The 9,366-nt window shown below is 61.1% G+C and carries 14 protein-coding genes; 12 read left to right on the top strand and 2 right to left on the bottom strand.

All coding sequences use genetic code 11. From position 1 onward, the window contains the following. From ccmA to OQK_RS02930, 10 genes are all read left to right on the top strand, one after another. The coding region (gene ccmA / locus OQK_RS02975; RefSeq protein ID WP_016771048.1) for a cytochrome c biogenesis heme-transporting ATPase CcmA at positions 1 to 617 on the top strand (617 nt) is incomplete at its 5' end. After that, entirely contained in the window at positions 614 to 1,282 is a 669-nt protein-coding gene (gene ccmB / locus OQK_RS02970; RefSeq protein ID WP_038861079.1) for a heme exporter protein CcmB, read from the top strand. The genes ccmA and ccmB, both read left to right, overlap by 4 nt. Positions 1,283 to 1,379: 97 nt before the next feature. After that, positions 1,380 to 2,135, top strand: a complete 756-nt coding sequence (locus OQK_RS02965; RefSeq protein ID WP_038860475.1) for a heme ABC transporter permease — start codon at positions 1,380 to 1,382, stop codon at positions 2,133 to 2,135. Beyond that, complete coding sequence (gene ccmD, locus OQK_RS02960; protein WP_016771045.1) at positions 2,132 to 2,308, top strand: heme exporter protein CcmD; 177 nt, start codon at positions 2,132 to 2,134, stop codon at positions 2,306 to 2,308. Before OQK_RS02965 ends, ccmD begins: the two co-directional genes overlap by 4 nt. Next, complete coding sequence (gene ccmE / locus OQK_RS02955; protein ID WP_016771044.1) at positions 2,305 to 2,760, top strand: cytochrome c maturation protein CcmE; 456 nt, start codon at positions 2,305 to 2,307, stop codon at positions 2,758 to 2,760. Before ccmD ends, ccmE begins: the two co-directional genes overlap by 4 nt. A 3-nt stretch (positions 2,761 to 2,763) precedes the next feature. Next, positions 2,764 to 4,752 carry a heme lyase CcmF/NrfE family subunit gene (locus tag OQK_RS02950; RefSeq protein ID WP_016771043.1) on the top strand — a complete coding sequence of 663 codons (1,989 nt, stop codon included), beginning with the start codon at positions 2,764 to 2,766 and terminating at the stop codon, positions 4,750 to 4,752. Continuing rightward, positions 4,749 to 5,285 carry a DsbE family thiol:disulfide interchange protein gene (locus tag OQK_RS02945; RefSeq protein WP_016771042.1) on the top strand — a complete coding sequence of 179 codons (537 nt, stop codon included), beginning with the start codon at positions 4,749 to 4,751 and terminating at the stop codon, positions 5,283 to 5,285. The genes OQK_RS02950 and OQK_RS02945 overlap by 4 nt, the downstream gene beginning before the upstream one ends. Beyond that, positions 5,282 to 5,752, top strand: a complete 471-nt coding sequence (locus tag OQK_RS02940; protein WP_016771041.1) for a cytochrome c-type biogenesis protein — start codon at positions 5,282 to 5,284, stop codon at positions 5,750 to 5,752. Before OQK_RS02945 ends, OQK_RS02940 begins: the two co-directional genes overlap by 4 nt. Further along, on the top strand, positions 5,749 to 6,948 hold the full coding sequence (gene ccmI / locus OQK_RS02935; RefSeq protein ID WP_016771040.1) for a c-type cytochrome biogenesis protein CcmI: 1,200 nt from the start codon (positions 5,749 to 5,751) through the stop codon (positions 6,946 to 6,948). The genes OQK_RS02940 and ccmI overlap by 4 nt, the downstream gene beginning before the upstream one ends. Before the next feature lie 25 nt (positions 6,949 to 6,973). Beyond that, complete coding sequence (locus OQK_RS02930; RefSeq protein ID WP_016771039.1) at positions 6,974 to 7,378, top strand: hypothetical protein; 405 nt, start codon at positions 6,974 to 6,976, stop codon at positions 7,376 to 7,378. A gap of 46 nt (positions 7,379 to 7,424) precedes the next feature. Here the strand turns inward: OQK_RS02930 and OQK_RS02925 are convergent, their stop codons facing one another. Further along, a complete protein-coding gene (locus OQK_RS02925; RefSeq protein ID WP_038860473.1) occupies positions 7,425 to 8,000 on the bottom strand; it encodes a PIN domain-containing protein in 576 nt (191 codons plus the stop codon). Beyond that, the gene (locus OQK_RS02920; protein WP_016771037.1) at positions 7,997 to 8,464 is read right to left on the bottom strand and encodes a helix-turn-helix domain-containing protein; all 468 of its coding nucleotides are present in this window, start codon (positions 8,462 to 8,464) and stop codon (positions 7,997 to 7,999) included. Before OQK_RS02920 ends, OQK_RS02925 begins: the two co-directional genes overlap by 4 nt. A 183-nt stretch (positions 8,465 to 8,647) precedes the next feature. Here OQK_RS02920 and OQK_RS02915 point away from each other — a divergent pair, with 183 nt between their 5' ends. Both OQK_RS02915 and OQK_RS02910 read left to right on the top strand, forming a co-directional pair. Continuing rightward, positions 8,648 to 8,860: a type II toxin-antitoxin system HicA family toxin gene (locus tag OQK_RS02915; protein ID WP_016771036.1), complete on the top strand. Its 213-nt coding sequence runs from the start codon at positions 8,648 to 8,650 to the stop codon at positions 8,858 to 8,860. Further along, positions 8,860 to 9,264: a type II toxin-antitoxin system HicB family antitoxin gene (locus OQK_RS02910; protein WP_016771035.1), complete on the top strand. Its 405-nt coding sequence runs from the start codon at positions 8,860 to 8,862 to the stop codon at positions 9,262 to 9,264. The genes OQK_RS02915 and OQK_RS02910 overlap by 1 nt, the downstream gene beginning before the upstream one ends. The last annotated feature ends 102 nt before the right edge of the window (positions 9,265 to 9,366 follow it).

The raw sequence follows: 9,366 nt of genomic DNA, 5'->3' as shown, positions 1-9,366 counted from the left end.
AAACCGTTGCCCTGGCGTGTGAACGCGATCTGCGGCTGCTTTTCGAAAACCTCGAATTGCGCCTGGCCAGTGGCGACATGGTGCAGATCAGCGGCCCCAACGGCAGCGGCAAGACCAGTCTTTTACGTCTGCTCGCCGGTTTGATGCAACCTACCGACGGCCAGGTACTGCTCAACGGTCAGTCGTTGATCGAGCAACGCAGCGAACTGGCGCGAAACCTGTTGTGGATCGGCCACGCCGCCGGGATCAAGGATCTGCTCACTCCCGAAGAAAACCTCTCGTGGCTGTGCGCCCTGCATCATCCCGCCGAACGCGAGGCGATCTGGCAGGCGCTGGCAGCGGTAGGATTGCGCGGTTTCGAAGACGTTCCCTGCCACAGCCTTTCCGCCGGCCAACAGCGCCGCGTGGCACTGGCGCGGTTGTATCTGGACAGCCCGCCGTTGTGGATTCTCGACGAACCGTTCACCGCGCTGGACAAGCAGGGTGTCGCTCAGTTGGAAGAGCATCTGGCCGGCCACTGCGAACGCGGCGGTCTGGTGGTGCTGACCACCCACCACACCCTGAGCCGCATGCCGGCCGGTTATCGCGACATCGATCTGGGGAAATGGGCGGTATGAGTGTCTTCGGCCTGCTGCTTGCCCGCGAATCGCGACTGCTGTTCCGCCGCCCGGCGGAGCTGGCCAATCCGCTGATTTTCTTTGCCATCGTCATTGCCCTTTTCCCGCTGGCCGTCGGCCCGGAAACTCAAGTCTTGCAAAACCTGTCCCCGGGGTTAGTCTGGGTGGCGGCGTTGTTGTCGGTCCTGCTGTCGCTGGACGGATTGTTTCGCAGTGACTTCGAGGACGGCTCGCTGGAACAGTGGGTCCTTTCGTCGCACCCGCTGCCGCTTCTGGTCCTGGCCAAGGTGCTGGCACACTGGCTGTTCTCCGGTCTGGCACTGGTGCTGCTGTCGCCTTTGCTGGCGCTGATGCTCGGGTTGCCGGCCGCGTGCCTGCCGGTGCTGCTGCTGTCGTTGTTGCTCGGTACGCCGGTGTTGAGCCTGCTCGGTGCAGTCGGCGCGGCGCTGACGGTCGGCCTGAAGCGCGGCGGCCTGTTGCTGGCGCTGCTGATTCTGCCGTTGTACGTCCCGGTGTTGATCCTTGGCAGCGGCGCGTTGCAAGCGGCGCTGCAAGGCATGCCGGCGACCGGATACCTGTTGTGGATGGCCAGCCTCACAGCGCTGGCGATCACCCTGACACCCTTTGCAATAGCCGCTGGCCTGAAGATCAGCGTCGGCGAATAATAATGAGGCCTGGTCAAAAATTGACCACTTCTATCAGAAGAAAGGCATGACCCTCTGCCAGCTCGCGATGATGAGCGGCAACCGTGATGGAAACAGTATGAACTGGACCTGGTTTCACAAGCTCGGCTCGCCCAAGTGGTTCTACGGCATCAGCGGCAAATTTCTGCCGTGGTTGAGCATCGCAGCGTTGCTGCTGATCGGCGTTGGCGTGGTCTGGGGCCTGGCGTTCGCGCCACCGGATTACCAGCAAGGCAACAGCTTTCGCATCATCTATATCCACGTGCCCGCCGCGATGCTCGCCCAGTCGATCTACGTGATGCTCGCGGTGTGCGGCGTGGTCGGGCTGGTGTGGAAAATGAAGCTGGCCGATGTCGCCCTGCAATGCGCCGCACCGATCGGTGCGTGGATGACCGCCGTGGCGCTGGTCACCGGGGCCATCTGGGGCAAGCCGACCTGGGGCTCGTGGTGGGTGTGGGATGCGCGCCTGACCTCGATGCTGATTCTGCTGTTCCTGTATTTCGGCGTGATCGCGCTGGGCAATGCCATCAGCAACCGCGACAGCGCCGCCAAGGCCTGCGCGGTGCTGGCGATCGTTGGCGTGATCAACATTCCGATCATCAAATACTCGGTGGAGTGGTGGAACACCCTGCACCAGGGCGCGACGTTCACCCTCACGGAAAAACCGGCGATGCCAGCGGAAATGTGGCTGCCGCTGCTGCTGACGGTGCTGGGTTTCTACTGCTTCTTCGGCGCCGTGCTGTTGCTGCGCATGCGTCTTGAAGTGCTCAAGCGCGAGGCCCGCGCCAGTTGGGTGAAGACCGAAGTGCAGCAGAGTCTGGAGGCGGCGCGATGAGTTTTGCTTCATTCGGCGATTTTCTCGCCATGGGCCATCACGGCCTGTATGTCTGGTCGGCCTACGGCATCTGTCTGGCGGTGCTGGCCCTCAACGTGGTGGCGCCGATTGCGGCGCGCAAGCGTTATCTGCAACAAGAGGCGCGTCGTCTGCGCCGGGAGAACGGCAAGTGAATGCGCTGCGCAAAAAACGTCTGATCATCATTCTGGCGATTCTGGTCGGAGTGGGCGCTGCTGTCGGCCTGGCCCTGAGCGCGTTGCAGGAAAACATCAATCTGTTTTACACACCGACGCAGATCGCCAACGGCGAAGCGCCGCAAGACACGCGCATCCGCGCCGGCGGCATGGTCGAGGCCGGTTCGCTGCAACGCTCCAAGGATTCGCTGGACGTCAAATTCGTCGTTACCGATTTCAACAAATCCGTGACCATCGCCTATCGCGGCATCCTCCCGGATCTGTTCCGCGAAGGGCAGGGCATCGTCGCCCTCGGCAAGCTCAACGCCGATGGCGTGGTAGTGGCTGATGAAGTGCTGGCCAAGCACGACGAGAAGTACATGCCGCCGGAAGTGACCAAAGCGCTGAAGGACAGCGGTCAATCCGCACCGACGCCTGTGAAGGAGGGTTGATCGATGGCCGCCGCACTGTTTATTCCGGAGCTGGGCCACCTGGCCATGATCCTCGCGCTGTGTTTTGCACTGGTCCAAGCGCTGGTGCCGATGCTCGGCGCGTGGCGCGGTGACCGCTTGTGGATGAGCCTGGCGCAACCGGCGGCGTGGGGCCAGTTTGCCTTTCTGCTGTTTGCCTTCGGCTGCCTGACCTACGCGTTCATGACCGACGATTTCTCGGTCGGCTACGTGGCGATGAACTCCAACAGCGCGCTGCCGTGGTACTACAAATTCAGCGCGGTGTGGGGCGCCCACGAAGGTTCGCTGCTGCTGTGGGCGTTGATCCTCGGCGGCTGGACTTTCGCTGTGTCGGTGTTCTCCCGGCAGTTGCCGCAAGTCATGCTCGCCCGCGTCCTGGCGGTGATGGGCATGATCAGCACCGGTTTCCTGCTGTTCCTGATTCTTACCTCGAACCCGTTTTCGCGGATCCTGCCGCAGATTCCCGCGGACGGTCGCGACCTCAACCCGTTGCTGCAGGACATTGGCCTGATCGTGCATCCGCCAATGCTGTACATGGGTTACGTCGGTTTCTCGGTAGCGTTCGCGTTCGCTATCGCCGCGCTGCTCGGCGGGCGTCTCGATGCGGCATGGGCGCGCTGGTCGCGGCCATGGACCATCGTCGCCTGGGCCTTCCTCGGCATCGGCATCACCCTCGGTTCGTGGTGGGCGTATTACGAACTCGGCTGGGGCGGCTGGTGGTTCTGGGACCCGGTGGAAAACGCCTCGTTCATGCCATGGCTGGTCGGCACCGCGTTGATTCACTCGCTGGCGGTCACCGAGAAACGCGGCGTGTTCAAGAGCTGGACGGTGTTGCTGGCGATCGCCGCGTTCTCGTTGAGCCTGCTCGGCACCTTCCTCGTACGCTCGGGCGTGCTGACTTCGGTGCATGCCTTCGCTTCGGATCCCGAGCGAGGTGTGTTCATCCTGATTTTCCTGCTGTTTGTGGTCGGCGGTTCGCTGACGCTGTTTGCGCTGCGTGCGCCGGTGGTGAAAAGTCAGGTTGGCTTCAACCTGTGGTCGCGTGAGACTTTGCTGCTGGGCAACAACCTGGTGCTGGTCGTGGCCGCGTCGATGATCCTCCTTGGCACCTTGTATCCGCTGATTCTTGATGCCATCAGCGGCGCCAAGCTATCGGTCGGCCCGCCGTACTTCAATGCGCTGTTCATCCCGTTGATGGCGTTGCTGATGCTGGTGATGGCGATCGGCGTGATCGTGCGCTGGAAGGACACGCCGGTGAAATGGCTGGTGAGCATGCTCACTCCGGTCTTGCTCGGCAGCGTTGCACTGGCCGTGGTGGCCGGCGTGGCGTACGGCGATTTCAACTGGGCAGTGATCGCGACGTTCCTGCTGGCGGCGTGGGTGTTGCTCGCCGGCGTGCGCGATCTGTTCGACAAGACCCGGCACAAAGGCCTGATCAAAGGTTTGCCGACGCTGACCCGCAGTTATTGGGGCATGCAGATCGCCCACCTCGGCATCGCCGTGTGCGCGCTGGGCGTGGTGTTGTCGAGCCAGAACAGTGCCGAGCGCGACCTGCGTCTGGCACCGGGCGAGTCGATGGATCTGGCCGGTTATCAGTTCGTCTTCGAAGGCGCGAAGCATTTCGAAGGGCCGAATTTCACCTCGGACAAAGGCACCATCCGCGTCATTCGTGACGGCCAGGAAATCAGCGTGCTGCACCCGGAAAAGCGTCTGTACACCGTGCAGAACTCGGTGATGACCGAAGCCGGCATCGATGCCGGTTTCACCCGCGATCTCTACGTCGCCCTCGGCGAGCCGCTGGATAACGGCGCCTGGGCCGTGCGCGTTCACGTCAAACCGTTCGTGCGCTGGATCTGGTTCGGCGGCTTGCTCACCGGATTGGGTGGTTTGCTGGCGGCGCTGGATCGGCGTTATCGGGTCAAGGTGAAAAGCAAAGTGCGCGAGGCACTGGGCATGACGGGAGCGGCGGCATGAGGCGTTGGTTGATGTTGTTGCCGCTGGCGATTTTTCTGCTGGTGGCGGTGTTTCTTTATCGTGGGCTGTATCTGGACCCGGCGGAGCTGCCGTCGGCGATGATCAACAAGCCGTTCCCGGAGTTTTCCTTGCCGAGTGTGCAGGGTGACAAGACGCTGACCAAGGCCGACATTCTCGGCAAACCGGCGCTGGTCAATGTCTGGGGCACCTGGTGCATTTCCTGCCGCGTCGAGCACCCGGTGCTGAACAAACTCGCCGAGCGCGGCGTGGTGATCTACGGCATCAACTACAAGGACACCAACGCCGATGCCTTGAAGTGGCTGGCGGAATTCCACAATCCATATGCGCTGGATATTCGTGACGACGAGGGTTCGCTGGGCTTGAATCTTGGTGTCTACGGCGCGCCGGAAACCTTCTTTATCGACGCCAAAGGCATCATCCGCGACAAGTTCGTCGGGGTGATCGACGAGCAGGTCTGGCGCGAAAAACTCGCGGCCAAGTATCAGGCGCTGGTCGATGAGGCCAAGCCATGAAACGTTTTCTCGCAGCAGTGGTGTTGGGCTTGAGCCTGGCCGGTGTCGCCCACGCGGCCATCGACACCTACGAATTTGCCAAAGAGGGCGACCGCGAGCGTTTCCGCGAACTGACCAAGGAACTGCGCTGCCCCAAATGCCAGAACCAGGACATTGCCGACTCCAACGCGCCGATCGCCGCCGACCTGCGCAAAGAGATTTTCCGCATGCTCGGCGAGGGCAAGGACAATCAGCAGATCATCGACTTCATGGTCGATCGCTACGGTGATTTCGTCCGCTACAAACCGGCGCTCAATGCCAAAACCGCGCTGCTGTGGTTCGGCCCGGCCGGGCTGCTGCTCGGTGGTTTCGTGGTGATCGCGCTGATCGTGCGCAGGCGTCGCGGGCAGCGTGCCGAAACGCCGTCATCGCTGTCTGCCGAAGAACGTCAGCGTCTCGACCAACTGTTGGATAAAAACCAAGAATGATTGATTTCTGGCTCGCCGCAGGGCTGTTGCTTCTGGTCGCCCTGAGTTTTCTGCTGATCCCGGTACTGCGCGAACGCCGCGCCCAGCGGGAAGAAGATCGCACCGCGTTGAACGTCGCGCTGTACCAGGAACGGGTGGCCGAGCTGCAAGCGCAGCAGGCCGAGGGCGTGCTCGACGCCGCGCAACTGGACAGCGGCCGCGCGGAAGCTGCGCGTGAACTGCTCGCCGACACCGAAGGCGCCGCCGCGCCGCGTGTCTCGCGTCTGGGTAAACCGTTGCCGCTGCTGGCCGCTGTGCTGGTACCGGTGCTGGGCCTCGGTCTGTACCTGCATTTCGGCGCCGCCGACAAGGTCGAACTGACCCGCGAATTCGCTCAGGCACCGCAGTCGATGGAAGAGATGACCCAGCGTCTGGAACGTGCGGTCGCCGCACAACCGGATTCCGCTGAAGGTCTGTATTTCCTCGGCCGTACCTACATGGCTCAGGACCGCCCGGCAGACGCGGCGAAGATGTTCGAACGCGCCGCCAACCTCGCCGGTCGCCAGCCGGAGCTGCTCGGCCAGTGGGCGCAGGCGCAGTATTTTGCTGACGGTAAAAAGTGGTCGGAGCAGATTCAGAAACTGACCGACGAAGCGCTGAAGGCTGATCCGAAAGAAGTCACCAGCCTCGGTCTGCTCGGCATCGCCGCGTTCGAAGGCGAGCGTTATCAGGAGGCCATCGACTACTGGAATCGCCTGCTCGCGCAACTGCCGCCGGATGACAACTCTCGCGCTGCGCTGCAAGGCGGCATCGAGCGTGCCGCCGAACGCCTGAAAGCCAGCGGTGGCAAGGTTGCCGAGGCTCCGGTGCCGAAAGCTGCATTGCTGAAAGTCAGCGTTGATCTGGCCAGCGACCTCAAGAGCAAGGTGCAACCGGGCGACAGCGTGTTCATCTTCGCCCGCGCCACTTCTGGCCCTCCGGCGCCGCTGGCGGCCAAACGCCTGACCGTGGCTGACCTGCCGGTGACCGTCGAACTGGGCGATGCCGATGCAATGATGCCGCAGTTGAAACTGTCCAACTTCCCTGAAGTCCAACTGGTTGCGCGCATCTCACGGGCCGGTCAACCGACTGCCGGTGAGTGGATCGGTCGTAGCGGCCCACTGGCCAGCAGCACCACCGCGCCACAAAAACTGACTATCGACAGCCCGGACAAGTAACCGGATCCAACAGGAAAGCACCGCCATGCACACCATCGCCCGCATCACAGTCCTCACACTGGCCCTGGGCTTGAGTGCATGTGCGGTACAACGCCCGGAACCGACCACCAGCCTGCCGCCGATCCCGCCGTCTCAGCCAAGCCCGACCCCGTCGACCTCGCCAAGCCCCGGCAAGAGCATCCCGGCCAAACCCGCCAAGCCCGTGCCACGTACCTCGGCCAGCTTCGCCCCGCCACCGGGCGGAAACAGCCACTGGGACCAGAAGCTCGGCGTCTACGTGCTCGACGACCAGACCAACACCTTCTACCGCCAGCGCACCTACTACCGCTGGAACAACGGCTGGAGCCGCTCGGTCAGCCCCAACGGCCCGTGGGAAGACACCAACATCCACGGCGTCCCACCGGGGTTGGGCAAGAAGTTCGGGCAGTGATGAGAAACGGCGATCTTGGGATCGTCGTTTTTTTTGCGTCTGATTTTCAGAGAATCGCACGATAGTTACCTAACGCCTTTACCGACTCGACCAATCCTTGCCGTTGGAGAAAGCCAAGATATTTGTCCACCTCCACACTGGGCGTTTTCAATTGCCGTCGCTGGCTTTGAGCCGCAGCGACGACGGCAGCCGAATCAAGATGGAAAAGGTTTTCCACAAACTCATCCGGGTGCTGAGCTTCAATGCCGTATGGCGCGAGGTGACGGGTGGGGAAATCTTTCAGGTTGAACGTCACTATTACATCGGCACCGCATCGGATTGCGGCCGCTAGAACATGGCGGTCGTTCTCATCAGGCAGTGTCAGGCCTGACACCAGGTCTTCATAGCCATCGATACACGCGTCTGGAATGGCCAGGTCCATCAATTGTGATGTGCGATCGAGTTGTTCGAGGGTCAGGTCGGACCTGTTTTTCAATAAATTACGCTTCCATTCGTGGTGTATTTCCTGAGTCCAGCGAGCCCGATACAGCCCTGACAAAGCGAGCCACATCAGGAAATCTCTTAAAGGGGCCGGATATAAAACGCATGCATCGTATACAGCAGTGAAAGAGGAATGCCTCACTCGTATCCTGTCCTTAGCGCCTGTGCCTGCTCCGCGAGAAGCATCATTGCCTGCTCGCTGGCGGTGTCTCGCCGGGTTTTATATTCCATCAGATCGGCAAAACGCACACGTCGGTGCTTGCCTGTTTTGTGGTAGGAAATCTCACCGCTCTCCAGCAGTTTGATCATGTGCGGACGTGAGACGTTGAGCAGATCGGCAGCTTCCTGCGTGGTCAGCTCCGCGTGGATCGGTACCACCTTCACAGCGTTGCCCTGCGCCAGCGCCGCGAGGATATCGCTCAGCAAGCGCAACGCCGATGTTGGCAGCTCGACGCTGTGGGCTTCGTTCTGTTCATCAAAAATCTGGATTCGCTGAGTTTCAAAACCGCTTGCGAGAAATGCGGTCAGGGCGCGCTGGCCTTCAATCGCGGCTTTGACCTCACGTTCGACGGGCAGATTGATGGCGGATGAAGTAGCGGTGGTCATAAGACAGTTCCAGCATTGTAAGGAAGATCCGCGGACGTTATTCGAATCAAACGAAATTCGCAATAAACGAAACTCGTGCAGGAATACTTTGTAAAACAACCAATCATCACCCCGTCCCATTCTGTGCTTGAGTAAAGATAACTCTAGAGTTACTTTTAACGGGCCAGGCCAAGGAGGCGGTTGGTGCAGAGCAGGCTATTGATGAAGGAGCTGGAGGAGGCGGGCTGGACGCTGGATCGGGTTGCGGGCAGTCATCACGTCTTCACTCATCGTTACAACCCGAACACGATTGCCGTCCCGCATCCGAAAAAGGATTTACCGCTGGGGACAGTCAAAAGCATTCGGCGGCGCGCGGGGTTATTCAGCCCGCCAAACCGTCATGAAGGAGATCCGTAATGCAATATCCCATCTGCATCGAGTGGGGTGACGAGAACACTGCCATCGGCATTCAGATCCCCGATATTCCCGGCGCAGTCACGGCCGGGGACAGCTTTGAGGAGGCCTACAACGCGGCCGTGGAAGTGGCTCACCTCATGCTGCAGGAGATCGCGGCGGCCGGTCAGGCGATTCCGATGCCGACCTCGGCAGCGGCGCATCGCAATCATCCGGATTTTGCCGAGATGGGCTGGGGCATGCTGGAGCTGGATATCTCGCCGTACCTGGGCAAGACCGAAAAGGTCAACGTTACGCTGCCCGGCTATGTGATTCAGCGTATTGATCGCTATGTACGCGAGCATAACGTCAAAAGCCGCTCCTCGTTTCTGGCGGATGCGGCGATGGAGAAACTGGTTCGGTATTGAAGGTACGTCCAATTGTGGGAGCGAGCCTGCTCGCGAAGGCGTCAGGTCAGGCACTGATCTGTGGCTGACACACCGCCTTCGCAAGCAGGCTCGCTCCCACAC

Source organism: Pseudomonas sp. R62 (assembly GCF_000257605.1).
In the GTDB taxonomy this organism is placed as follows: Bacteria; Pseudomonadota; Gammaproteobacteria; order Pseudomonadales; family Pseudomonadaceae; genus Aquipseudomonas; species Aquipseudomonas atacamensis.
This window is presented reverse-complemented; position numbering and strand designations above follow the sequence as displayed.

Coding starts and splice junctions, on each gene's coding strand:
- ccmB (WP_038861079.1), top strand. CDS start 614: ATGAGTGTCTTCGGCCTGCTGCTTGCCCGCGAATCGCGACTGCTGTTC.
- OQK_RS02965 (WP_038860475.1), top strand. CDS start 1,380: ATGAACTGGACCTGGTTTCACAAGCTCGGCTCGCCCAAGTGGTTCTAC.
- ccmD (WP_016771045.1), top strand. CDS start 2,132: ATGAGTTTTGCTTCATTCGGCGATTTTCTCGCCATGGGCCATCACGGC.
- OQK_RS02950 (WP_016771043.1), top strand. CDS start 2,764: ATGGCCGCCGCACTGTTTATTCCGGAGCTGGGCCACCTGGCCATGATC.
- OQK_RS02945 (WP_016771042.1), top strand. CDS start 4,749: ATGAGGCGTTGGTTGATGTTGTTGCCGCTGGCGATTTTTCTGCTGGTG.
- OQK_RS02940 (WP_016771041.1), top strand. CDS start 5,282: ATGAAACGTTTTCTCGCAGCAGTGGTGTTGGGCTTGAGCCTGGCCGGT.
- ccmI (WP_016771040.1), top strand. CDS start 5,749: ATGATTGATTTCTGGCTCGCCGCAGGGCTGTTGCTTCTGGTCGCCCTG.
- OQK_RS02930 (WP_016771039.1), top strand. CDS start 6,974: ATGCACACCATCGCCCGCATCACAGTCCTCACACTGGCCCTGGGCTTG.
- OQK_RS02920 (WP_016771037.1), bottom strand. CDS start 8,464: ATGACCACCGCTACTTCATCCGCCATCAATCTGCCCGTCGAACGTGAG.
- OQK_RS02910 (WP_016771035.1), top strand. CDS start 8,860: ATGCAATATCCCATCTGCATCGAGTGGGGTGACGAGAACACTGCCATC.